Origin of the sequence: Stappia sp. (assembly GCF_965276915.1) — a bacterium.
Lineage (GTDB): Bacteria > Pseudomonadota > Alphaproteobacteria > Rhizobiales > Stappiaceae > Stappia.
This window is the reverse complement of sequence record NZ_OZ255709.1, coordinates 4,103,799-4,128,629: the sequence shown is the minus strand read 5'-3', so window position 1 is coordinate 4,128,629 and position 24,831 is coordinate 4,103,799. Positions and strand designations below refer to the sequence as shown.

Here is a 24,831-nt window from a genome sequence, read left to right as displayed (position 1 = left end):
CGCGAGTCAGCCGCCGTTTTTCTTGGGTTCGATATTGGCGGCAGGCGTTTCCGGTGCGTCTGTCAGGCCGTTCTCGATCTTTTCCAGGATCTTCGGCAATTCATCGGGCTCGGGACCAAGGTCGCGGGCGTGGTTCCACTGGAAGCGGGCTTCGAGCCGGCGATCCACCTTCCAGTAGGCGTCGCCCAGGTGATCGTTGATCACCGGATCCTGCGGACGCAGCTCGACCGCGCGTTCCAGTTCCTTGACCGCATCCTCGAAGCGGCCGAGGCGGAAATAGGCCCAGCCGAGACTGTCGACGATGTAGCCGTCCTTCGGCCGCAGCTCGACGGCCTTGCGGATCATGTCGAGCGCCTCGGCGAGTTTCAGGCCCTGGTCGACGAGCGAATAGCCCAGATAGTTGAGCACCAGCGGCTGTTCCGGGGACAGTTCGAGAGATTTCCGGAAGTCGGCTTCGCCCTGGCCCCACTTCTTCAGCCGTTCGCGGCAGATGCCGCGATAGTAGAAGAGCGTCCAGTGCTGGGCCTTGGGCGTCTCGATCGTGTCGATGCCCTTGGTGTAGGCCTCCTCGGCCTCGGCGAAGAGCTTGTGCGAGCGCAGCACATTGCCAAGGGCGGTCACCGCATCGAGATCGGAGGGGTCGCTCTCGACCAGCGCCTCCAGGTGGGCACGCGATTCCTCGAGGTTTTCGAGGGCGTTGTAGTTGAGGCCGACCTGGATCTCGGCATCGCGCTTGAGCGGCGAGGCGTCCGGCACGCCCTGCAGCACGGTGATCGAGCGCTCGTATTTGCCGAGCCGGTCGAACAGCCCGGCCAGCGCGACGGCCGCGACATCGGCTTCATTGTCGAGATGCAGGGCAAGCTGCAGGAAGACGGCGGCCAGTTCCTCGCCGCCGTCGCGGCCGATGGCGGCACCCAGGCCGTACAGGACCTCGGCCGCACCCACTTGCGGGGTCTCGGCGATTCGCCCGGTCGGCTCGCCCGCCTCGATCTGCTCGCGCGTGGCGACGATCACCGGGTGGTCGGGCAGGATGCGGTTGTAATCGGCAAGAACCTTGAGGGCGGCGTCCTTGTCGCCGTTGCCGGCCAGCGAGCGGGCATAGGCATCGACGACGCGCAGGGCGCCGCGATCGGTCGTGTAGGCCTCGCGAAAGTTCTCCAGCGCTTCCTTGCCCCGTCCGGCGTGATCCTGGATCAGCCCGGCATGGTAGGTGACGAAGACGGTGTACCAGCTCGGCCCCTTGAGGCGGGAGACCAGTTCGAGCGCCTTGTCGGTCTCTCCCTTTCCGGCCAGAGCCCAGGCGGAAACGAGCCCGGAGGCAAGTTCGGCGAGCGGGCCGCGCCCGCCATTGGCGAGCTTGTCGCCGGCGGCGGTGAAGCGGCCGGCCCGCATGTCCTCGACGGCGAGCATCAACCCGGCGACAAAATGATCGGACTGCTCGGTCTTCAGCCGCTCGGCAAGCTCCAGCGCATCGGCGAGGTCGCCATTGGCGAGCTTGAGCACGAAGGTGCGGTCAAGCAGGAAGGGGTTGCCCGGATCGACCACAAGGGCTTCGCCGAAGAAGGCGGCGGCATTGCCCAGATCGTTGGTCTGGCCGGCGAGCCTGCCGGACAGGTAGCTGCCGCTCAGGGTCAGTGGCAGGCCTTCCGCCGTCCCGGTTGTCTGCGGTTCGGCATCCGCGCGAAGCGGCGACATCCCGGCGGTGGCGAGCATCGAGCACAAGGCGACGCCGGCAAGCAGGGCCGTGCGGCGGAACGAATGGGCGAAACGGCTGTTCTTCATACGATTGGTCTTGCTGCCCCTGGTGCGACACGGGTCAAAACGAGTCAGGATGCCCCGATTTTCCCTGTCAGGATGGCCTTATTGTGTCTGCGTCGCAAGCAGGCCGCAGCGACCGACGGCGCATGGCATCCGGCCGGCGCCGTTCAGCGGCGCAACGGCCTGCCGCTGCGTCGAAATATGGTGCGCGGATACGGCACGACAACGAGATGCAGGGCAAAGCTCGCAAAAAACCTTTGTTTCGTGCACTGCATCATTTAAGTGGGGTGACATCCGGGGAGGGAGCAATCCTGCACGGAACGGAATGCTTCCGTGCGGCCGGCGGTCCTGCCGGCGACAGGCCTGCTCCGAAGAGGGGATATGCGCGGTATGACGAAATGGGTGTTCGGTTTCGGTGACGGTAACGCCGAAGGCACCGCCTCGATGAGGAACCTGCTGGGTGGCAAGGGAGCCAATCTGGCCGAGATGTGCAATCTCGGACTGCCGGTACCTCCAGGCTTTACCATCACGACCGAGGTCTGCACCTATTTCGACACGCACGGGAAGACCTATCCGGAAGGTCTGCGCGACGAGGTCGATGCGGCGCTCATGGAGATCGGCCGGATCACCGGCCGCCGTTTCGGCGATGCCGGCAACCCGCTGCTGGTCTCGGTGCGCTCCGGCGCCCGGGTCTCGATGCCGGGCATGATGGACACGGTCCTGAACCTCGGTCTCAACGACGAGACGGTGCCGGCACTGGCGGAAGCCGCGGGCGACCCGCGTTTCGCCTATGACAGCTATCGCCGTTTCATCCAGATGTATTCCGACGTGGTGATGGGCCTCGACCATCACGCCTTCGAGGAGATCCTCGAGGACTACAAGAACGAGACCGGTCACGAGCTCGACACCGACCTCAGCGCCGATGACTGGCGGATCGTGATCGCCAGCTACAAGGCGCTGGTCGAGGAGGAACTGGGAACCCCGTTCCCGCAGGACCCGCACGAGCAGCTGTGGGGCGCGATCAGCGCCGTCTTCCACTCCTGGGAGAGCGCGCGGGCGATCACCTATCGTCGCCTGCACGACATCCCCAACGACTGGGGCACGGCGGTCAACGTCCAGGCGATGGTGTTTGGCAACATGGGGCAGGATTCGGCCACCGGCGTCGCCTTCACGCGCAATCCCTCGACCGGCGAAAAGGCGCTTTACGGCGAGTTCCTGATCAATGCCCAGGGCGAGGACGTGGTTGCCGGCATCCGCACGCCGCAGGATATCACCGAAGCGGCCCGCGTCGCGGCCGGCTCCGACGCGCTGTCGCTGGAACGTGCCATGCCGGCGGCCTTCGCCGAGTTCGTGGAGATCTGCGATCGCCTCGAGGCGCATTACCGGGACATGCAGGACCTGGAGTTCACCATCGAGCGCGGCAAGCTGTGGATGCTGCAGACGCGCTCGGGCAAGCGTACCGCCAAGGCGGCGCTGAAGATCGCCGCCGAGATGGCGGACGAGGGCCTGATCACCACCGAGGAAGCGGTGATGCGGGTCGATCCGTCCGCCCTCGACCAGCTGCTGCACCCGATGATCGACCCGGCCGCGACGCGCGACATCGTCGCCACCGGCCTGCCGGCCTCGCCGGGCGCGGCCTCGGGCGAGATCGTGTTTTCCTCCGACGAGGCGGAAGAGGCGAAAGCCGCCGGCCGCAAGGTGATCCTGGTGCGCGTCGAGACGAGCCCGGAAGACATTCACGGCATGCATGCGGCGGAAGGCATCCTGACGACGCGCGGCGGCATGACCAGCCACGCGGCGGTGGTGGCGCGCGGCATGGGCAAGCCCTGCGTCTCGGGCGCCGGGACGCTGCGCATCGACTATCGCTCCGGCACGCTCACCGTTGCCGGCCGCAAGCTCGCCAAGGGTGACCGCATCACCATCGACGGGACGACCGGACAGGTGCTGGTCGGCGAGGTGGCGATGCTGCAGCCGGAAATGTCGGGCGAATTCTCCCGGCTGATGGAATGGGCGGACGCGCACCGGCGCATGGCGGTGCGCACCAATGCCGAGACGCCGGCGGATGCGCGCGCGGCGCGCGGCTTCGGCGCCGAAGGCATCGGGCTGTGCCGCACCGAGCACATGTTCTTTGAAGGCGAGCGCATCGTCGCGGTGCGCGAGATGATCCTGTCGGAGAGCGAGCAGGGCCGGCGCGCGGCGCTGGACAAGCTGCTGCCGATGCAGCGCGGCGACTTCACCGAGCTTTTCGAGATCATGCAAGGGTTGCCGGTGACGATCCGCCTGCTCGACCCGCCGCTGCACGAATTCCTGCCGCATAGCGAGGAGGAGATCGCCGAGGTCGCCGCCGTGATGGGCGTCGACAGCGAGGTGCTGCGACAGCGGGCGCTCGACCTCAACGAGTTCAACCCGATGCTGGGGCATCGCGGCTGCCGGCTGCTGGTCACCTATCCCGAGATCGCCGAAATGCAGGCGCGCGCCATCTTCGAGGGTGCGGTCGCGGCCGGCAAGACGACGGGCGCGCCGGTGACGCCGGAGATCATGGTGCCGCTGGTCGGCGTCAAGGCCGAGCTCGACCTGGTGCGGGCGCGCATCGACGCGATGGCGAAGGCCGTGTCGCAGGAGACCGGCGTTGCCATCGACTACCAGGTGGGCACGATGATCGAACTGCCGCGGGCCTGCCTGCGCGCCGGCGAGATCGCCGAGGCGGCCGAGTTCTTCTCCTTCGGCACCAACGACCTGACGCAGACGACATTCGGCATCTCGCGCGACGATGCGGCGTCCTTCCTTGGCACCTATCAGCGCCTCGGGCTGGTGGAGCGCGACCCGTTCGTCTCGCTCGACCAGGACGGCGTCGGGGAACTGGTGCGGATCGGCGCGGAGCGCGGCCGCGCGGCCCGTCCGGGACTGAAGCTCGGCATTTGCGGCGAGCATGGCGGCGATCCGGCCTCGATCGGCTTCTGCGAGAGCGTCGGTCTCGACTACGTGTCCTGCTCGCCCTTCCGCGTGCCGATCGCCCGGCTGGCGGCGGCACAGGCGGCCTTGAGGGCCAAGGCCGGGGCCTGAACGGATGGCAGCCCGCCGGCCGTCAAGCGTCGAGGAGCTGCGCGCCGGCGGCAAGCCGGCGCTGGCCCGGACGCTCTCGGCCGTCGAGACGCAAGGCGACAGCGCAGAGTTCGCCGCGTTTCTCGACGAGGCGGCGAAGGCGGGGCGGGCCCATGTGCTGGGCCTGACCGGTCCGCCGGGCGTCGGCAAGTCGACGCTGACCAACGCGCTGATCCGCAGTTTCCGGGAACGGGGCGAGAGCGTCGGCGTCATCGCCGTCGATCCTTCCTCGCAACTGACCGGCGGCGCGCTTCTCGGCGACCGCACGCGGCTTGCCACTGACCCGGAGGACACGGGCATCTTCGTGCGCTCGATGGCGGCGCGCGACCGGCTCGGCGGGCTCTCCGACCACGCGGTTGCGGCGGTCGTGCTGATGCGTGCCGTGATGGACCGGGTGATCGTCGAATCCGTCGGCATCGGCCAGTCGGAGGCCGATGTCGCCCATGCGGTCGACACGCTGGCCCTGTGCATCCAGCCGGGCTCGGGCGACAGTCTGCAATTCATGAAAGCCGGGGTGATGGAACTGCCGGACCTCGTCTTCGTCACCAAGGCCGACATGGGCGCGCTGGCGCGGCGCGCCCGGGCCGACGTGGAGGGCGCACTGTCGCTCGCCCGGCCGGCCGGCGCCGGGCCGTTGCCGCAGGTCCTGCCGCTCTCGGCAAGCACGGGCGAGGGGATCGCGGAGGCCGTGGCGGCTTTTGACACGCACGGCGCGCGGACGGCCTCGGACGGGAGCCGGGAGCGCCGCCGCGCGGCCCAGCAACGGCACTGGGTGGCGGACACCGTGCGCCGCCGGTTCGGCAGCCACGGATTGCATCTGTGCGATGTCGACGGGGCGCTGGCCGAGGCCGGGGGCGCCTTCGCGGCGATTGCCGGGATCGACCGGGACCTGCGCACCCGGTTCGGGACTATGCCGTCCGCGATGTGAGCCGCGACCAGGCGGTGCGCAGACGCACAACGGCCGGCGGACCGAAGCCCGTCAGCAGCGAGGCCCTGCTGCTGGTGTAGCCGCTGCTGCCGGCAGTGCCGCGTGCGAGTGCGCCATTGTCGAAGATGGAATAGACGAGGCCGAGATCCGCCGCCGCGACAACGCGATGGGGGTGCCGGGCAAGGATCGGGCGGATGGCCGTGGTGTAGGCGACCGGGCCGGTCGTTGCCACGGTGGCGGCCTGGCCGACGCCGTCACGCACCGGGTGGTAGGCGGCCAGGTTGCGCCAGACCTGCTCGATCGCGGCCGCCAGGAACGGATGTCGCGGGACGCAGACGATGTGCCACTGCTGGTATTCGCTGTCGACCCCGTAGCGCGGCCAGCGGCCCCAGTCCTGGTAGAGGGAGCCGGGGCCATTGTTCCAGAAGGACAGCAGGAAGGCATCGTCCGGCGCCAGCACCTCCGACAGCGGCCGGCGGGCGGTCGACTTGATGTCGAGATAGACCCCGCCGGTCTCGTAGAGCTGCACGTAGCGGAAGATGTCGGCCTTCGCCGCGCCGTAGTCAGGATGGATGCGGTCGAACAGGGCGAGCCTGTCCGGCCCGCAGAGGCGCCGGATGCAGGCGCGTGCGTCGTCGTCGTCGTAAAGGCGATGCTCCCAGCCCGGATTGCCGGCCTTCAGGGCCTCGACATTCGCGCGAAGCGCGGGATGCAGGGGGCTCGTGCAGGAGGCGGTCTGGTGGATGATCCTGGGGATCGACAAGAAATGCTCCGGGAAAAACAACCACGTGACGTAAAGTCATAGGGGCTGTTTCACCGTGCGGCAAGCCGCTCGCGCGGCGCGGAGGCGGGCGCAAGGCGCGTGTCAGGGCGTGTCTCAGGCGCTGAGCGAGATCGCCCTGCTTGCATCCTCGTCGCCGGCCAGCCGCTTCTCGGCCTCGACGATCCGTGCCGGCGGGATCGGCCGGGAAAGGTAGAAACCCTGCAGCCGGTCGCAATTGGTGCGCTGCAGGATTGCCGCCTGCTGGCGCGTCTCGATGCCTTCGGCCACGACCTTCATGCCGAGCGCCTCGCCCAGATCGATGATCGTCGACAGGATCGCATGCGCGTGAGGGGCGATCTCCAGGTCGGCGATGAAGGAACGGTCGATCTTCAGCGTGTCGAAGGGGAAGCGGCGCAGGTAGCTGAGGCTGGAATAGCCGACGCCGAAATCGTCGAGCGCGACGCGCACGCCCATCTCCTGGACCTGGGTCAGCACCTTGAGAATGTCGGTGTCGTTGTCGGCGAAGACCGATTCCGTCACCTCGATTTCCAGCCGGGTCGGCTCGAAATCGCAGGCCTCCAGCGTGTCGCGCAGGTCCTCGATGAAACGGGGGTGGCGGAACTGGGTCGGCGAGACGTTGACGGCGAGCCCCAGATGCGGCCAGGCGGCGGCGTCCTGGCAGGCGCGGCGCAGCACATAGAGGCCGAGATCGTTGATCAGGCCGATCTCCTCGGCGATCGGCACGAAGGTCGACGGGCTGATCGCTCCCATGTCCGGGTCGGTCCAGCGCAACAGGGCCTCGACGGAGAGGACCTTGGTGCCGTCGATGGTGGTCTGCGGCTGGTAGACGACGTCGAGCTTCTCGCGGGCAATCGCCTCGCGCAGCGCATGGGCGAGGTTCTCGCGCGTGCGCACATGCTCCTCCATGCCCATGTCGAAGAAGGCCCAACGGCCGCGACCGCTCGCCTTGGCGGAGTAAAGGGCAATGTCGGCCTTGCGCAGCAACTCGCCCATCGACAGGCTGTCCTCCGGCGCCGTCGCGGCGCCGACGCTGAGGCTGACATGCAGATGGTGGCCGCCGATATACATCGGCACGGCAAAGCGGTCCTGCATGCGCTTGAGCACCTGCTCGATGGTCGCGCGCGAGCCGCAATCGGGCAGCAGCAGGGCGAATTCGTCGCCGCTGATGCGCGCAAGCGTTGCCGCCTCCGGGGCCAGGACGCGCAGGCGCCGGGCCGCCTCGCGGATGACCTCGTCGCCGGCCGCGTGGCCCAGCGTGTCGTTGATGTCCTTGAAGTGGTCGAGATCGATGTAGATGACGCCGATCAGCCCCTTGCCGAGCTGCCAGTCGGCCAGCTCGTCGCGGAAGCGGGCGGCGAAGAAGTCGCGGTTGGCAAGGCCGGTCAGGCTGTCATGCAGCGCCGCGTGCTGGGCACGGGCCTCGCTCTCGGCGAGGCGGCGCGTGTTCTGCCGCGTGTAGAAGAGGACGAGGCCGGTCAGGCCGGCAATGGTCGCGGCCAGGAAGAACAGGACCGGCCCGACGCCGGACAGGATCGCGGAACCGGGGTTTTCGGCGTTCCATGTCAGGTAGCCGAGCGACGCGGCGCGCGGGCTCTTCAGCATCATGTAGGCGCCGCCGGTGGCGTTGCGCGGATCCGCGACGCTGCGCAAGCCGCTGATGCCGGAGCGCTCGGCCAGGGCCGCCAGGCGTGCCGGGTTGAGTTTCTTCAGGCTGACCAGCACTGCGGGCGGACGGCGGGCGGAGAGGAACTGCTTCATCTCCGGACCGATCGCCGTCACTGAAATCAGCGCCGGCTGGCCCTCGAAAACGGCGAAGCCTGTTTCATATAGCGAACGGGTGAAGCCGGTCTTGGGCCTCTCGACATAGTAGAGACCGGAGGGAAGGCGCGAGAAACTCGCGATGAAGCGGGCGCGGGCGCGCGCGATCAACGGCTTGACGGCCTCCAGCAGGTCCTCGGCCTTCTCCGGATCCTGGCGCTGGCCGCGCACGGAATTGTAGATCGGCTCGCCGCCGACGCTGACGACGACCGTCTGGTCATGGCCGTGGTTGGAGTAGAGCCATTGCCCGATATTGGCATTGAGCCAGTCGGTGCTGAGAGTTTCGGGCCGGGCATAGAAGAACGCCTGGTCCCAGACCGCGACACCTTCCTGTTCCTTGGCGAGAAGCTCCAGCTGCAGGCCCGTGCTGCCGCGCAGCAGGCTGCGCTCGCTGTTCAGCGCGGCAATGTCGGCCGACCGCGACGTGTAGGCAATCAGGGCAACCGAGAACGCGATGGCCAGCAGAACCAGTCCCACGACGGGGAACAGGATCGCGTTTGCCAAGCGTGCACCGGTGTCCGTTTTTGCTGCTGCCATGGGGGCCTCTTCTTGTCGGACCAAACCTTGCACAAACGGTTTAACAAAAGTCCTCGAATGTTAGTTAACCGCCATTCAAAACCCTGTCGGAAGAGTTGCGATTCGCAAAGCCCGGCGAAACACGGACCGGACGAATAAGTGTTTCGGCCAAGCCACTTGCGGATCTACCGCGCCGGCGAGCGCGGATCCGTGGTGCCGGCGGTGCCACAAGCGGGAGGCGAGGCCGGGGAGGTCCGCATATTGACGGATTGCGGCAGGCGACACGCGGCCTGCATGCTGGCGCGCAACAGCCCCTCTTCACGCCGTGCTACCTGGAACCCGCCTTCATGGACAAGAGACCGAGCGAGCCGCGATCCGAGTTTCTCGAAAGCCGGACCATCGACGAGATCGCGCCAGGGGACACCGCAACGCTGCGGCGGAGCGTGGCGCAACAGGATATCGACCTTCTGGCCGTGCTTTCCGGCGAGGCGATGCCGGTCTCGCCGGGGGCGGCATCGCCGCCGGGCAGCGTTCCCGGTCCTCTTGCCGCGAGCCTGATTGCGCTGCTTCTGGCAACGGAACTGCCGGGGCCGGGAACGGTCAGCCTGAGCCAGTCCCTGACATTTCATGGCACGGTCGCGGCGGGCGACGTCCTTGAGCTTGCGCTGACCGTCACGGCCTGCGACCGGGCAACCCGCGAGCTGGAGCTTGCCTGCGACCTGAAGACGGAGGCGGGGCGGGAGGTAGCGTCCGGGAGCCTGCGCGTGCGCGCGCCGGAGACAAAGATCCGCCGTCACCGGCTGGAGCTGCCCGATATCCGCATGAGCCGGCATGAACGCTTCCGCACCCTGATCGCGGAAGCGGCAAGCACGACACCGCCGGTGGTGGCGGTTGCCCATCCGTGCAGCGCCGCCGCCATCGCCGCGGCCGTCGAAGCGGCGGATTTCGGCATCGTCACACCGGTTCTGGTGGGACCGCGCGCCAGGGTCGAGCAGGCGGCAAGGGAGGCCGGGGTGGCGATCGACCGGTTCCGGCTGGTCGATGCGCCGCACAGCGATGCGGCCGCGGCCGAAGCGGTGGCCCTGGTCAGGCGCGGCGAGGCATCGCTGCTGATGAAGGGGTCGCTGCATACCGACGAGCTGCTTCGGGCGGTGCTGGCCCGAGACGGCGGCCTTCGGACCGAGCGGCGGCTGTCGCATGTCTACCTGATGGACGTTCCGGGCTATCCGCGCCCGCTGCTGATCACCGATGCGGCCGTCAATATCGAACCGGACCTGGCGATGAAGCGCGACATCATCCAGAACGCCGTCGATCTTGCCCGGGCCATGGGCATCGACACGCCGAAAGTGGCGATCCTGTCGGCCGTGGAGACGGTCAATCCGAAGCTGCGCTCGACGCTGGATGCTGCGGCGCTGTGCAAGATGGCGGACCGGGGACAGATCACCGGCGCGCTGGTCGACGGGCCGCTTGCCTTCGACAATGCCGTCAATCCGGAGGCGGCGCGGGAAAAGGGGATCCGTTCGCCGGTGGCGGGCGTTGCCGACATCCTGGTGGTGCCGGATCTCGAGGCCGGCAACATTCTCGCCAAGCAGCTCACCTTCCTTGCCGGGGCGGACGCGGCGGGCGTCGTTCTGGGCGCGCGGGTGCCGATCATCCTCACCAGCCGCGCCGATGCCGAGCGCACGCGGCTGGCCTCCTGCGCGGTGGCGGCGAAGCTGGCGCGGCTGGCCGCGGCGCCGGTGAACCTCGGCAAGGGGGCGGCGTGAGCGATGCCATCCTGACCCTCAACGCGGGATCGTCGAGCATCAAGCTGGCGGTCTTCGATCTCGCGCCCGGCGGCGGCCTTTCCTGCTGGCGACGCGGAGAGCTTCGCGAGGCCGGCGCGGCGCAACGGTTCCGCCTGCGCGATGCGGGGGGGCGGACCATCGCCGAGGAGACATGGCAGGCGGAGGGCTTCGAGACCTCCCTCTCGCAGCTCATGGCCCGCATCGGGGACGAACTTGCCGGGCGCAGGCTGGCGGGGATCGGCCACCGGGTGGTGCATGGCGGGGCGGGACACCGGGTACCGGAACGCGTGACGCCGGACCTGCTGGCCCTGCTGGAGGAGCTCGCGGACCTTGCCCCGCTGCATGTGCCGCACAACCTGGCGCCGATCCGGGCGATTGCCGGGCAGTTGCCGGACGTTCCGCAGGTCGTGTGTTTCGATACGGCGTTCCACCATACGATGGCGCCGGTGGCGCGGCGCTTCGCGTTGCCGCGTGAATACGAGGATCGCGGCATTCGCCGCTACGGCTTTCACGGCCTTTCCTACGAATTTGTCGCCAGGCAACTCGCCGCGCTCTCGCCCCGGATGCATGCGGGGCGGACGATTGCGGCGCATCTGGGCAGCGGCGCCAGCATATGCGCGATGCGCGGGGGGGCCAGTGTCGACACCACGATGGGCTTTACCGCATTGGACGGGCTGGTAATGGGAACGCGATGCGGTGCGCTCGATCCCGGCGCGCTCCTGCATGTGATGCGCCAGGACGGGCTCGATGTCGAGGCGGCGGAACGGCTGCTCTACACCCGCTCGGGATTGCTGGGATTGTCGGGCGTTTCCAACGACATGCAGGTTCTGCTGGGGAGCGGGGAGGCAAGCGCGGGGGAGGCTGTCGATGTGTTCGTCTACCGGATCGTGCGGGAGGCGGGAGCGCTTGCCAGCGTGCTCGGTGGGCTCGACGGCTTCGTCTTCACCGCCGGGATCGGCGAGAACGCGCCGGAGATCCGGAAGAGGGTCTGCGAGCGGCTCGGCTGGCTCGGCGTGGACCTTGACGGGGAGGCGAACCGCCGCGGCGCGGCGGTGATCTCCACGCCTGAAAGCCGGGTGGAGGTGCGGGTGGTCGCCACCGACGAAGAGGCGATGATCGCGGAACATGTCCGCGACCTGCCATAGGCCGCCATAGGCGGCCATGGGCCGCCATGGACTGCCAGGGCCGGACGGGGGACGCCCGCCCCGGGGCGCCCCGGACCCCGCGAGGCGTCAGGCGACCGTGAGGGTTGCCGTTTTCAGGTCGTCGGACAGGTCCTCGGCGTCCTTGCGGACCTTTTCGGAGGTTTCCGATGCCACGTCCTGACCGTAGCGCGCCGCCTTGACGGCTTCGCGCGTGTAGTCGTCGAAGGCCTGGCTGCAAAACTCGCTGCAGGTCGAGACGACCTCGTCCGGCTCGCGGGCATGCATCAGCCTGTCGACGAGGCGGACGTCCTGCTCGATCCGGTGGCGGAGGAAGTCCAGCATCCCGGCCTGCCAGTCGAGCGTTGCGCGCAACGCCTCGGACTGCATGCGCTGGGCGATCAGCAGCGGGTTTGCGTAGGCTGTCTCGAACGGCGCCAGCGACGCGTTGATTGCGTCCTCGGGCGCCTTGTTCCGGGCTTTTGCCATTGTCTGCCTCCCTTTCTTTCGGTCCCCGTGACGAACGGGGCATGAAGAGGCGGCCTCCTCGACCGCGGACAAAGTCTAGACGCGGCATGTGTCAGAACGTTGATCGAGATCAAGCGGACGCTGCGGCAGCGTGTCGCTCGTCGATCCGGGCGGGCTCAGATGAGTTGCAGGCCCTTGAAGCTCACATGCCCGTCGCGGCCGACGATGATGTGGTCATGCAGGACGATGCCGAGCGGCTTGGCGATCTCGGCGATCTGGTTGGTCATCTGGATGTCGGCGCGAGACGGCGTCGGGTCGCCGGAGGGGTGGTTGTGGACGAGCACGATGGCGCTGGCGGAGAGCTCCAGTGCCCGCTTCATCACCTCGCGCGGATAGACCGGCGTGTGGTCGACGGTGCCGCGTTGCTGCACCTCGTCGGCGATCAGGGCGTTCTTCTTGTCGAGGAAAAGGATGCGGAATTCCTCGCGATCGGAAAAGGCCATGGCGGTGCGGACATAGTCGAGCACGGCCGACCAGGAGGACAGGATCTTCCTGCCGGTCACCTGGCCGCGCAGGAAGCGTTCGGCGACGGCGTGGGCGAGTTTCAGCTCGTCGACGACGCGGTCGCCGACGCCGCGTACCTCCTTCAGCCGCGCCGGCGGGGCGGCGAGAACCTCGGCGAAAGAACCGAAGCGGGCGATCAGCGCCTTGGCGATGGGCTTGGTGTCGGCCCGCTTGATCGGCGAGAAGAGCAAAAGCTCGAGCAGCTCATAGTCCTGCAGGGCGGCATGGCCGCCCTCGCGGAAACGCTGGCGCAGGCGGTCGCGATGGCCGTGAAAATGCGGGGAGGCAGCGTCCGAGAAGCCGTCTTCCGTGCTGCTCATGCCGACCCTCCCGCTGCAGGCTCAGGGCCGGACGTGCGCCGATGGATTGTCGAGGCCGGCCGGCGACAACGTGAAGATCTCGCAGCCCGTCGCGGTGATGCCGACGGAATGCTCGAACTGGGCCGAGAGCGAGCGGTCGCGGGTGACCGCGGTCCAGCCGTCCGCCAGCACCTTCACATGCGGCCGGCCGAGATTGACCATCGGTTCGATGGTGAAGATCATGCCGGGCTTCAGCTCGATGCCCTCGCCCGGGCGGCCGTAATGCAGGATGTTCGGCATGTCGTGGAACAGCCGGCCGACGCCGTGGCCGCAGAAATCGCGCACGACCGAGCAGCGCTCCGCCTCGACATAGCTCTGGATCGCGTGGCCGATATCGCCGGTGGTGTTGCCGGGTTTCGCCGCCGCGATGCCGCGCAGCAGGGATTCGTAGGTGACCTCGACCAGCCGCTCGGCGGCGCGCTTGGGCTGGCCGACCGAATACATGCGGCTGGAATCGCCGTGCCAGCCGTCGAGGATGTAGGTGACGTCGATGTTGACGATGTCGCCGTCCTTGAGCGGCTTGTCGTTGGGAATGCCGTGGCAGACGACATGGTTGATCGAGGTGCAGGTCGACCTGGTATAGCCGCGATAATTCAGCGTGGCGGGGATCGCGTCGTGCCGGATGCCGAAATCGAAGACGAAATCGTCGATCTCCTGCGTCGTGACGCCGGGCACGATCCGCTCGGCCAGCGCGTCGAGGCAGCGGGCGGTGAGTTGCCCGGCCCGGTGCATGCCGGCGAAGTCGTCCGGTCCGTAGAGCCGGATCTGGCCGGTGTTCTTCAGTGGTGCCGTCGCGGCGTCGATATAGGTGACCATCGGTATCCCGCACTCTGTCCCGATCCGGCCGGCGTTGCCGGCTGTCGCGCCCGGGGGGGCGCCGCCGCCGTCGGCATGATCCCGGCACCCGGAGGAGGGCGCGCCCGCCGCAATCGGTCCTGTCCTGTTTGGTATAGCCTTAATTCGCCGGGACGCGCGGTGCAATCCGCATTCGCCGCAGGGTTGCCGCCCGCCCGCGGGAGCAAGGGCACGCCAAGCGGAGGCGCGTGCGCGATGCAGGCAGCCTGCAGCTCCTGGTACGGACGGCGGGACTCGAACCCGCATAGCCGAAGCCGAGGGATTTTAAGTCCCTTGTGTCTACCAATTCCACCACGTCCGCACGTGCATCTCTGCTAGCAAAGCGGCGGCCAATGCTCAACCTGGAACTACGAGATGATCACTCCTCGCGGAACGTGCGGGCGATCTGGTCGGAGAGCGGCTTGAGGAGATAGGACAGCGCCGTGCGTTCGCCGGTGCTGATGAAGGCCTCGGCCGGCATGCCGGGCACGAGCTCCAGCACGCCGAGACGTGCGATCTCCGCCGGCGCCACTGAAATGCGCACGAGATAGTAGGAAAGCCCCGTGCGTTCCTCGTGCGTGAGGTCGGCGGCGATCCGCGTCACCTTGCCGGCGAGTTCCGGCGTGGTGCGCTGGTTGAAGGCGGACAGGCGCAGGACGGCGTGCTGTCCGATATGGATCTGGTCGATATCCTGCGGTGCGATCCTGGCCTCGACCGCGAGCGTGTCGCGGTCCGGCACGATCAGCATGGTCGTGTCCGCCGGCGAGACCACCGCACCCGCCGCATGGACCGCAAGCTGGTGGACGACGCCGCCCTGCGGCGCGGTCATCTCGACCCGCCGCAACTCGTCCCGGGCCGCGACGTGCCGCTCGACGAACTCGCCGATCTGGGCGTCGATCTCGCGCAGTTCCGAACCGACCTCCGTCTTCAGGTCGCTCTCGACCTGGAGGATCTGGAGGCGTGCCTCGGAGATGCGCGCCCCCGCCTGCGCCTGCCCGGCGATCGCCTCGCCGCGCTCGCCGCCCAGCGTTGCCGCCTCCCGGTCGAGCGCGTTCATGCGCTGTATGGTGACAAGCCCGCGCTTGCGTAGCTCGCGCAGGCCCGCGAGTTCGTCCTCCAGCACCGAGAGCCCGCGCGCGAAGGCGGTCTCCTGCGCCTTCAGGCCCTCGATCTCCTTCTTGAACTGGCTGATCCGTTCGCGCAGCTGGCTTTTCCGGCCCTCGCGCGATTGCCGGCGAAAGGCAAAGAGCCGCGCCTCGCTGGAGAGCGTCGCGGCAAGTTCGTCCTCGGTTCCGGCCCGCCGGACAAGCGCTTGCGGGAACACCACGCGGGCGAGGCCGTCCCGTTCCGCCTCGAGCCTTGCCTTGCGGGCGCGCAACTCGTCGAGACGCTTGAGGACGATGGCAAGCCGGGCGAGGGTCTGGGTGGCATCGAGCCGGATGAGAGGGTCTCCGGCCGCCACCCGCTGGCCCTCGCGCACGAGCAGCTCGCCGACGACGCCGCCGGTCGGATGCTGGACCTTCTTGACGTGGGAGCCGACCACGAACGTGCCGCCGGCGACCACCGCGCCGGTGAGGCTTGTTGCCGCCGCCCAGCCGCCGACGCCGGCAACGAGCGCGATGCACACGAGGAGGCCGGCCACCTGATGGCGGCGGATCGACAGGGACAAGCGCGTCAGGTCACTGTCGCTCATCGCTCTCCTCCCGCGTTTTTGGGGAACCCTTCCCGGCCGCGTCGCCGGTCCTGTTGCCGGGAAGGACGCGCAAGGGAACCATCTGCCGCCCGGTCGCGCGGAAGCCGCCCGCTTGCGCGGCCGCGGGCGGCGTGCCGGCGGGGCGCGCGACCCTTGCCAGCACCTCGTCGCGAGGCCCGAAGGCCCGCATGCGCCCCGCCTCCATCATCAGCACGAGGTCGACGGCACTGAGCGCTCCCGGCCGGTGGACGATGACGATGGCGATGCCGCCGCGGCGGCGCACGCCCTCGATCGCCGCCGTCACCGCCGCCTCGCCCTCCGCGTCGAGATTGGCGTTCGGCTCATCCAGCACGACGAGAAAGGGATCGCCGAAAAGCGCGCGCGCCAGGCCGATGCGCTGGCGCTGCCCTGCGGAGAGCGAGGACCCGGCCTCGCCGACCGGCGTCTGGTAGCCCGCGTCCAGTTTCAGGATCATGTCATGGGCGCCCGCGGCCCTGGCGGCCGCAACGACGGCGCATGGATCCGCGTCCGGCACGAAGCGGGCGATGTTCTCGGCAATCGTGCCGTCGAAAAGGTCGATGCCCTGCGGCAGGTAGCCGACATGGGGGCCGAGCGCCTCCGGGTCCCAATGGGCAAGGCTCGCCCCGTCGAGGCGGACCTTGCCGGAGGCGATGTTCCAGGAACCGATCAGCGCGCGGGCAAGGCTGGACTTGCCGCTGCCGCTGGGCCCGACAATGCCGAGCCCGCTGCCCGCATCAACGGTGAAGGTGACGCCGGCGACCGTCGGCTTGCGTGCGCCAGGGGGAACCACCGTCACGCCTTCGGCCCTGAGTTCCGCCTCGGGCGCGGGCAGGGGCATGACGTCGCCGGCGGGCGGGAGCTGCGCCAGCAGCTCCTTCAGCCGCGCCCAGCTCTGGGTGGCCATCAGGAACGGCTTCCAGCTGCCGATGGCCAGGTCGACCGGCGCCAGCGCCCGGCCCATCATGATCGAGCTGGCGATCATCACGCCCGCCGAGACTTCCTGCTCGATGACGAGCCACGCGCCCACACCCAGGATCGCGGATTGCAGCATCATGCGGACGGACCTGGAGGCGCCGCCCAGCCCGCCGGCGACATCTCCGGCGCGGCGGTTGGCGTCGAGACAGGCGGTGTTGGCCTGCTGCCAGCGGGCCGCCAGCCGGCCCGTCATGCCCATCGCCCAGACGGATTCCGCGTTGCGCCGGGCCGCCTCCATCTGCGCGTTGCGGGCCATGCCGCTCTCCATCGCCTCGCGGGTCGGGCGGCGCGACAGCATGTCGGTGACAATCGTGAACGTGACCAGCACGAATGCCCCGACAAGCGCGGTAACGCCGATCCAAACGTGAAACAGGAAGCAGATGGCCAGATAGACCGGCATCCAGGGAAGATCGAAAAAGGCGGTCGGCCCCGGCCCGGACAGGAAGCCGCGCATGTTGTCGAGATCGCGCAGCGGCTGGAGCCCGTCGCCCGGCACGCGGCGACGCAACGGCAGGCGGACGATCGCCTCGTGCACCCGGTTCGACAATTGCCGGTCCGTCCGCTCGCCGAGCCTGAGCAGCACGCGCGAGCGCAGGACGTCAAGCAGCGACTGGACCGCGTAAAGCCCCCCCGCCAGCACGGCGAGGCCGATCAGCGTCGGGATGCTGCGGCTCGCGAGCACCCGGTCATAGACCTGAAGCATGAACAACGGCGCGGTCAGGGCGAGCAGGTTTACAACCCCGCTCATCAGCGCTATCGACACCGAGCTTCGTCTGAGGGATGCGACCACCGCCGCAGCCAAAGGCTGCGACGGGGTCCGCTGTGGGGCTTGCAACACTACAGCGTTTCTCAGACGAAGACGAAGTCGGACGCGTCGATGGTTCCGGCAAAGCCGGCCAGCGAAATGGTGCTGATCGTCGATCCGTCATTGTAGGTGACGGTGTCATTGACGTTGTCGACGGAACCGCCGCTGGATGTGAAGTCGCCGAAGTTGCTGAAGCCCAGCGCGGTGAGGTCGATCAGGTCCTGGCCGTCCGTGAAGCCGTCGATGTCGTCATCACCCCAGTCGCTGTCGAAGACGAACGTGTCGACCCCGTCGAAGGCAGTGAACACCTCGTCGGCCGCCGAACTGGCCTGCTCCGTGCCCTGCTCGCCCAGATAGTCGTAGAAGGTGTTCAGGTTGCCCGTGTTCGACATGAAGTAGATGGCGTAGGCGAACGAACCGCCGGTCGTTGCCCCCGACAGGTCGAAGGTCACCGAGGCGTCGATCGTGTAGCCCGACGAATTGCCGGCGAGATCGTCGCCGAAGACGAGGCTGTCGATGTCGCCATTGAAGCCGCCCGGTGCGCCATAGTCGAAGTCGCCGTTGAGCAGCACGGCGGACCCGGAGGTGCCGGCGTTGCCCGCGCCCCACTGGCTGTAGTCGTTGGTGTCGCCCGGGCCGGCGAAGAAGCCGTGGCTGTTGTAGGAATAGTTCGCCCCCCAGGTGTTCTCGAGATAGTCGAGCAGGTCGGTGACCCCGTTGAGATCGATCTTCACAGTCATGGTCGTTTCCTTGAGGTTTGCTCCGGATTCCGGCGGGCACCGGCGGAGCGTCTTCGCATGTCCGCCCTACGGCGAACCCGGGGGCGCGGTGCCGTTTTCCGGCACCGCGGGTCTCGTCAGAACTTGACGTTGAAGGAGGCGGTGATGGTCCGTCCGGGGGCGGGGAGCGACTCCGCGCCGAGCGCCGGCACATAGGCAACATCGGTCAGGTTGTTGACCCCGAAGCGCAGCCTGGCGTGGTCGTTGAACCTGATTGAACCGTAGAGGTCGACGAGCGTGTAGTCGCTGGTGACATAGCCCGAGGCGAGCGAACCGATGCCGGGATTCGTGCCGCCGACATGGTTCATCCGGGCGCCCAGCGTCAACCGCCTGTCCAGCAGGCGCACACCGGCGTCCAGCGTCACCTTGAACTCCGGCGGCACGAAGATCACCGACGGCTCCACCGGCTGCGACACGCCCTGATAGGTGTAGGTGCTGCCGAAATCGGTATGAAGCCAGGTAAAGGCACCGCCGAGATAGTACAGGCCGGCGTCATAGCTGGCCTCGATCTCGACACCGCTCATCCGCGTCGTGCCGTCCACGTTCACATAGGAGGTGTAGTCCTTGTTGAACTCGGCCCGGTGCACCGTGCCCATGGAGATGTAGTCCTCGATCTCGCGGTAGAAGGCGACGGCCTTCATGCGAAACCCGTCTTCCGCGGAGAACACGCCGTTGCGCGAGACGTTCGCGCCGATCTCGTAGGTGTTGCCCTGCTCGGGCTTCAGGTCCGGATTGGGCGCGTTGTTGACCGGCAGAGCGGGGGGCGGATGACCGCCGGCGATCAGCGCCTCCATGACCGAGGGGGCCCGGTAGCTTTGCGAGAAGCGGGCGAAGGTCTGCAGCCAGTCGAAGGGCTGGACCGTCACCATGGCATTGGGCAGCAGCGCCCCGTCCGAGCGGTCGACCGAGAGATCGGCACCCGGATAGACGTTGACCCACCGGTATCCGAACCGGCGACACGTGAAGCTGGTGTCGCCAGGATCGCACGGCACCTGCGTGCGGACCGAGTTTCCGTAAATCGTGGTCGAGCCCCAGAGCCTGGAATGGTCGTAGCGCAAGCCGCCCGACAGGGTCAGCCAGTCGTCATGCTCCAGCGTGACATTGGCGAAACCGCTGAGCATGGTGCGGCGACCGTTCGGATTGGTGCCGTTGAACCCGACCCCCAGATCGATGCCGCCGTCGCTGACAGGATACGCGGTGGCGAGGTAGCCGCTGTCGACCTGCGTGGTGCCGTCGTCGTGGAACATCTCCATGCCGTAGTTGACGGAGAGGGCGCCGAAGGCGACGTCGAAACGGCTGGTGTTTTCAAGCGAGCCGCCGATCGTCGCCATGGCGTAGTCGACCGGGAAGAGCACGTCCGGATCGAGCACGTAGCCGCGCGTCTCGTCATTGGCCAGGTGGTTGTACCAAAGGCTCGCCTTCAGATCGACGAGATCGCTGTCCGGGTTCCAGTCGGCCCTGGCAACGATGGTGTTGTTGGTGATTTCCTCCAGATCCTCGTCGAAACCGGTGCTGGGGGAAAAGGAGCCCTGGCTTGAATCCGTCCGGTTGCGCATCCAGCTCAGGGTGAACTTCAGGCTGTCGCCGAGCTCGGCCTCGCCCTTGAGGAAGGTCGTCAGCACGTCCTGACCGGTGAAGACGACGGCACCGTCCACATAGGTGAAATCGTCCCAGAGCTCGATGTTTCCGTTCTTGCCGACATCGTAGGAGCCGACTTTCTTGTGGCTGATGCCGGCGATCACCGAAAACCGGTCGGAAACGCGGGCGGCGGCCGTGAGGGAGCCGTCGAAATCGAGGGCATTGGTGCCCGCGCCGGCGCTGGCCTCGACGCCCCAGGTCCGGCCGGGCTCGATGATGTCGCCCGCTTCCAGGGTGCGGAAGTTGACCGTTCCGCCGAGCGCGCCGGCGCCGCCCACGCCCGTGGTGGCCGCCTTCTCCACGTCGATCTCGCGGATGAAGGCCGTGTCGACATAGGCCCGCTGGCTCGCGCCATGGCCGCTGCGCTGGAAATTCTGGCGCGCGCCGTCGACCATCGTGACGACGCGGTTCTGGTCCTGCAGGCCGCGGATGTTGATCGCGATGCCCGGGTTCTGCCCTTCGGAGCGGTTGACATAGACACCGGAAACCGTGTCCAGCAGATCGCGGGTGTTGCGCGCCGGGGCCTGCTCGATCAGTTCGCGCGAGACGACGCTGATGCTGCTGGCGCTCGAGTAGACCCAGTCGGGCGTGCCCTGGTAGCCGGAGCCGTCGTCGAAGCTGGACAGCACGACCGGGTCGAGCACGGTCGTGTCGCCGACATTTGCCGTCCCGGCTGCCTGTCCAGGGGCATAGACGATCACCGTGCGCGGACCGCCGGAGCGCCAGGAGAGCCCGGAGCCGGCCAGAAGCCGGCCGAGCGCGCCGCGTCTGGTCAGTTCGCCCGACAGCGCCGGTGCCGAGAGCCCCCGCACCGCCGCCGCGTTCACCGAAACCTGGAGACCCGCCTGCTGGCCGAAGACGGACAACGCGCTCGACAGCGGCTGCGCCGGGATGCGGAACCGGGCCCTTTCCTCGCCGACGAGGGCGGCCGTGTCCTGTGCCTGTTCCTGGGCCTGTTCATGGGCCGGGACCTGTGCATGGGCCGGTGATCCCGCGACGAGCCCCGAGGCCGAAATTCCGGCGAGCATCGCCCCGGACAACCGGCGCCGCGCGTTCCCCCTTTTCAAGCCACCCTGCATTGCCAACCTTCACTTTCCTCATGCGACGGGGCGCTGTGGAACGTGCTCCAGAGCGCCTCTCTCACTGAAAGGACGAAGCAGGGCCGGTTTTTTCCTGATAAAAAAACTCATGTTTTATTTTGTAGTAAACTCAAATAGTTAAATCGAAGACAGAATGAGAAGCCAGGGGCCTGCCTGACGCAGAACGGCCCCGTGAGCGGCCGCCACCGCCTCCAGCGCGCGAACCGGATCCCCGGTCCGATAGACGCCCGAGACGCGCTGGCGGGCAAGATCCCCACCGACCACGAGCACGATCCCGGGGTAGTAGCGTCCGATGTCCTCGGCAATCCCGGCGACCGTCTCGTCATTCGCGGTCAGGAGACCCTGGCGCCAGGTCGCCACGCGTTCGGGCGCGATCCTGCCGCGTTCGACCGTCCGTGCGCCGTCAACCCTGCTCCAGTCGCCGGGGCGCATGCCGAGCGGGCGCGCGTTCTCCTGGCGGTCGGGGGCGACCTCCACGTGTCCGGAGGAAACGGCAACGCCCACCGCGCCGCCGGCCATGCCGACCTCGAAGCTGGTGCCCTTGACGCGGGTCTCCACGCCCGCCGCCTCGACCACGAAGGGCCGGCCGGGGTCGCTCGTCACGTCGAAGAAGGCAATGCCGGAGAGAAGGCGCACATGCCTGCGATCCGTCTCGAACACCACGTCGATGGCGGTTTCCGCGCCCAGCGTGACCAGGGAACCGTCCTCAAGCCGAATGTCCCGCAATTCGGCGGTGCCGGTCGCGTGATCGGCGGCAAGCCAGATCCAAAGACCGGGAAGGACGAAGATCGCAAGACAAGCGGCCATCGCCAATGCGGTGCCCGCGGCGAGGATGCGGCCCGCCCGTTGTCGCGGAGCCTGCGTCCGGGTTGCGGCGGGCGGCACTCCCGCGGCCGCCGGGGCGAGGGGGCGTGGCGGTGCGGGGAGGCGCCGGTTCGCCGGCACCTCGCCAAGCAGATCCCACAGATCAAGCGCATCGGCATAGGCGCGCGCGTTCTCCGCCGCTTCCGCGCACCAGGCGTCGATGCGACGCGCCAGTTCCGCATCCTCCGGGTCGTCCTTCAGGGCGATGAGCCAGCTCATTGCCGCCCGGGCCCGCCCGTCCATGTCCTCGTGCGGTTCGATGGCCGCGTCTCCCTCTATCCCGGTACGGCCAGCAAGACGCGCCGCAGCCGCCATACCGCCTGTATGAATGACGTTTGGGCCGTCGGTTTTTTCACAAGAATCCGCTCATGACCTTCTGGCAAGGCGTTTGCGGCAATGATCCAGCCCCTGGACCACCAGCGCATGGGCGAGGGAGACCGAGATGTCGAGGTGCGCGGCGATCTCGCGCAGCTTCAGTCCCTCGAACCGGTGCATCTCCAGCGCGCGCCGGGTGCGGTCCGGGAGTTCGGCAAGGGCGTCCACGAGAATGCGCAGCTGCTCGCGCCGCGCCAGGTCCTCCTCGATCGAGGGCCGCTCGTCGAGCGCCTCCTCCACCTCGGCATCGGGGTCGAACAGGCGCAGCTCGCCGGCCTGGCGCCGGCACCAGTCGAGAGCCAGGTTGCGCACGATGCGGCGCAGGTAGCCGAGCGGCTCGCCGATCTCGCGCAGGGCCATTGCATGGTCGAGCCGGATGAAGGCTTCCTGGACGATATCCTCGCCCCGCGCCCGGTCGCCGACGATGGATGCCGCGTAGTCGACAAGCTGCCTCCGGTGGAGCCGGTATGTCTCGATGCTTGTTCGGGCGAACGCCAACAGCCGTGCCTCCGCTCGCTTGCCCGTATCCGTCCGGGCATGGCCTGGCGTTGCCCCAGACCTTCAGGGGAGATGGCTTTCGGCTACTCGCAAGGGTTTCGGTACTGGAAACCGCAAGGTCATGCAACGGTGCGATGCGGCGCTGCCGCAACCGGCGGGGCGATGCCGGACGATGTGCATCCGGCGCGGCGTGCGGCGGCCGCGCGAAGCCTTGACCATGTCCGCCCAGGCTTGTACTTGGCTCGGCTGGGGAAGATGGTAGGTTGGCAGCCGAATGCCCGTGCCGCCGCGAGGCGACGGGCGGATGAGGTCCGGGATGTCCGCCGGGCGAGCATAATTCGCGCACACGATCTGGCCGCTTCCGGGCGAAATCCGGTTTTACGTTTCAATACAAGGCTATACGGACGGGCCTGCAGGATCTAAAATTCTTCGGCCTTTGCGCCGTGCGGGTTCCGGTCCCGCCCTGCGTGCCGGCGGCCCGCGGCGGCCGGGAGACGAACTGATCGCGAACCGTAGACGACGAAAGACGCCCGCAACGTGATTTCACTTCGTCCCGTCCTCAATGTCCTCGGCTTCCTCTATGTGGGCCTTGCGACCGCCATGCTGATCCCGGCGATGGTTGATGTCGCGGCGCGCAATGCCGACTGGCAGGCCTTCGTCATGTCGGCGCTGATCACCGGGCTGATCGGCCTGCTGTTGTCGGTTGCCGTCGGCGGCTCGCTGACGGAGGGGCTCGACCTGCGCCAGACCTTCGTGCTGACGACGCTTGCATGGCTGACCCTGCCGGCCTTCGGGGCGCTGCCCTTCCTGTGGCTGGGCATCGGCTATGCCGATGCCGTGTTCGAGGCGGTCTCGGGCTTTACCACGACAGGCTCGACCGTCTTGTCGGGGCTCGACGGGCTGCCGCCGGGGCTGCTGGTGTGGCGCTCGCTGATGCAGTGGATGGGGGGCGTCGGCATCGTCGTCATGGCCATCGTGCTGCTGCCCTTCCTCAAGATCGGCGGCATGCAGCTGTTCCAGACGGAGAATTCCGACCGCAGCGAGAAGATCGTTGCCCGCTCCATCGAGCTGGTGCGGCTGATCGGCGTCTCCTACCTGTTCCTGACGCTGGCCTGCGCGCTGGGCTACTGGGCGACGGGCATGAGCGTGTTCGATGCGGTCAACCACGCCTTCACGACGATCGCCACCGGCGGCTACTCGACGCATGACGCGTCCTTCGGCCATTTCACCAATCCGGCGACGAGCTGGATCGCGATCCTGTTCATGGTGATCGGCTCGCTGCCCTTCGTGCTGATCATCCAGGCGCTGCGCGGCAAGCCGCTGTCGCTCTGGCGGGATCCGCAGGTGAGGGCGTTCTTCGGCTTCATCGTGCTGGTGTCGCTGGCGGTCACGGTCTATCTGGGGCTGGAGCACCGGGTGCCCTTCGGCGAGGCGCTGCGCATTTCGGCCTTCAACATGATCGCCATCGTCACCGGCACCGGTTATGCCTATGGCGACTACACGACTTGGGGCGCGCCCATCGTCGTGCTGGCCCTTTTGCTGAAATTCGTCGGCGGCTGCACCGGGTCGACGACCGGCGGCATCAAGATGTTCCGCTTCCTCGTCTTCTTCGGCACGGTGCGTGCCCATCTGCGCCGCATGGTGCGCCCGAACCGGGTGCTTTCCGAGGAATACGGCAACACGCGCCTGACACAGGACCTGTCGTTCTCGGTGCTTGCCTTCCTCGTGGTCTACATGGGGACGGTCGGGGTGCTGACCCTGGTGCTGGCCAGCTTCGATCTCGACCTGGTCACGGCGCTTTCGGCGGCCGCGACTTCGGTCGGCAATGTCGGCCCGGGCCTTGGCCCGATCATCGGCCCCTCCGGCAATTTCGCGCCGATCCCGGATGGCGCGAAATGGATCCTGTCCTTCGCCATGCTGATGGGCCGGCTTGAACTGTTCACCGTGCTGGTGCTGCTCGATCCGGATTTCTGGTCGCGCTGATCCGGCCCGGCCCGCGTTTCCCTCAGGCCGCGTTTCCTTC

Annotated in this window: 17 protein-coding genes and 1 tRNA gene; 5 read left to right on the top strand and 13 right to left on the bottom strand. The window is 67.8% G+C overall.

Going from position 1 to position 24,831, the window contains the following annotated elements:
• Positions 1–6: 6 nt before the first annotated feature.
• Positions 7–1,782, bottom strand: coding sequence for a tetratricopeptide repeat protein (locus ACQY46_RS19265; RefSeq protein WP_428697597.1), 1,776 nt, complete (start codon positions 1,780–1,782; stop codon positions 7–9).
• 366 nt (positions 1,783–2,148) lie between these two features.
• On the opposite strand from ACQY46_RS19265, the gene ppdK reads away from it, so the two are divergent.
• On the top strand, positions 2,149–4,821 hold the full coding sequence (ppdK, locus tag ACQY46_RS19260) for a pyruvate, phosphate dikinase (protein WP_428697596.1): 2,673 nt from the start codon (positions 2,149–2,151) through the stop codon (positions 4,819–4,821).
• A 4-nt stretch (positions 4,822–4,825) separates the two neighbouring features.
• Positions 4,826–5,788 (top strand): ArgK/MeaB family GTPase, encoded by a 963-nt coding sequence (locus ACQY46_RS19255; protein WP_428697595.1) that lies wholly within the window; start codon positions 4,826–4,828, stop codon positions 5,786–5,788.
• Here the strand turns inward: ACQY46_RS19255 and ACQY46_RS19250 are convergent.
• Both ACQY46_RS19250 and ACQY46_RS19245 read right to left on the bottom strand, forming a co-directional pair.
• A complete protein-coding gene (locus ACQY46_RS19250) occupies positions 5,769–6,551 on the bottom strand; it encodes a glycosyltransferase family 32 protein (protein ID WP_428697594.1) in 783 nt (260 codons plus the stop codon). The genes ACQY46_RS19255 and ACQY46_RS19250 overlap by 20 nt on opposite strands.
• Positions 6,552–6,665: 114 nt before the next feature.
• Positions 6,666–8,927, bottom strand: coding sequence for a bifunctional diguanylate cyclase/phosphodiesterase (locus tag ACQY46_RS19245; RefSeq protein ID WP_428697593.1), 2,262 nt, complete (start codon positions 8,925–8,927; stop codon positions 6,666–6,668).
• A 326-nt stretch (positions 8,928–9,253) separates the two neighbouring features.
• Here ACQY46_RS19245 and ACQY46_RS19240 point away from each other — a divergent pair, with 326 nt between their 5' ends.
• Together ACQY46_RS19240 and ACQY46_RS19235 are read left to right on the top strand one after the other, a co-directional pair.
• Entirely contained in the window at positions 9,254–10,672 is a 1,419-nt protein-coding gene (locus tag ACQY46_RS19240) for a bifunctional enoyl-CoA hydratase/phosphate acetyltransferase (protein WP_428697592.1), read from the top strand.
• A complete protein-coding gene (locus ACQY46_RS19235; protein ID WP_428697591.1) occupies positions 10,669–11,838 on the top strand; it encodes an acetate/propionate family kinase in 1,170 nt (389 codons plus the stop codon). The genes ACQY46_RS19240 and ACQY46_RS19235 overlap by 4 nt, the downstream gene beginning before the upstream one ends.
• 87 nt (positions 11,839–11,925) lie before the next feature.
• On the opposite strand, the gene ACQY46_RS19230 is transcribed toward ACQY46_RS19235, so the two are convergent.
• The 10 genes from ACQY46_RS19230 to ACQY46_RS19185 form a co-directional block, all read right to left on the bottom strand.
• Complete coding sequence (locus tag ACQY46_RS19230; RefSeq protein WP_428697590.1) at positions 11,926–12,324, bottom strand: phasin family protein; 399 nt, start codon at positions 12,322–12,324, stop codon at positions 11,926–11,928.
• Between the two features lie 155 nt (positions 12,325–12,479).
• Positions 12,480–13,187 (bottom strand): RadC family protein, encoded by a 708-nt coding sequence (gene radC, locus ACQY46_RS19225; protein ID WP_428697589.1) that lies wholly within the window; start codon positions 13,185–13,187, stop codon positions 12,480–12,482.
• 21 nt (positions 13,188–13,208) lie between these two features.
• Positions 13,209–14,042, bottom strand: coding sequence for a type I methionyl aminopeptidase (map, locus tag ACQY46_RS19220; protein WP_428697588.1), 834 nt, complete (start codon positions 14,040–14,042; stop codon positions 13,209–13,211).
• Positions 14,043–14,297: 255 nt separating this feature from the next.
• Positions 14,298–14,382, bottom strand: a tRNA-Leu gene (locus ACQY46_RS19215).
• Between the two features lie 57 nt (positions 14,383–14,439).
• Positions 14,440–15,753: an HlyD family type I secretion periplasmic adaptor subunit gene (locus ACQY46_RS19210; RefSeq protein WP_428697587.1), complete on the bottom strand. Its 1,314-nt coding sequence runs from the start codon at positions 15,751–15,753 to the stop codon at positions 14,440–14,442.
• The gene (locus ACQY46_RS19205; RefSeq protein ID WP_428697586.1) at positions 15,740–17,587 is read right to left on the bottom strand and encodes a type I secretion system permease/ATPase; all 1,848 of its coding nucleotides are present in this window, start codon (positions 17,585–17,587) and stop codon (positions 15,740–15,742) included. The genes ACQY46_RS19210 and ACQY46_RS19205 overlap by 14 nt, the downstream gene beginning before the upstream one ends.
• Before the next feature lie 11 nt (positions 17,588–17,598).
• Positions 17,599–18,294 carry a hypothetical protein gene (locus ACQY46_RS19200; RefSeq protein WP_428697585.1) on the bottom strand — a complete coding sequence of 232 codons (696 nt, stop codon included), beginning with the start codon at positions 18,292–18,294 and terminating at the stop codon, positions 17,599–17,601.
• Between the two features lie 116 nt (positions 18,295–18,410).
• The gene (locus ACQY46_RS19195) at positions 18,411–20,999 is read right to left on the bottom strand and encodes a TonB-dependent hemoglobin/transferrin/lactoferrin family receptor (protein ID WP_428697584.1); all 2,589 of its coding nucleotides are present in this window, start codon (positions 20,997–20,999) and stop codon (positions 18,411–18,413) included.
• A gap of 189 nt (positions 21,000–21,188) precedes the next feature.
• Positions 21,189–22,154, bottom strand: coding sequence for a FecR family protein (locus tag ACQY46_RS19190; RefSeq protein ID WP_428697583.1), 966 nt, complete (start codon positions 22,152–22,154; stop codon positions 21,189–21,191).
• A gap of 147 nt (positions 22,155–22,301) precedes the next feature.
• Complete coding sequence (locus ACQY46_RS19185) at positions 22,302–22,808, bottom strand: sigma-70 family RNA polymerase sigma factor (RefSeq protein WP_428697582.1); 507 nt, start codon at positions 22,806–22,808, stop codon at positions 22,302–22,304.
• A 537-nt stretch (positions 22,809–23,345) separates the two neighbouring features.
• On the opposite strand from ACQY46_RS19185, the gene ACQY46_RS19180 reads away from it, so the two are divergent.
• The gene (locus ACQY46_RS19180) at positions 23,346–24,791 is read left to right on the top strand and encodes a TrkH family potassium uptake protein (RefSeq protein WP_428697581.1); all 1,446 of its coding nucleotides are present in this window, start codon (positions 23,346–23,348) and stop codon (positions 24,789–24,791) included.
• Positions 24,792–24,831 lie beyond the last annotated feature (40 nt).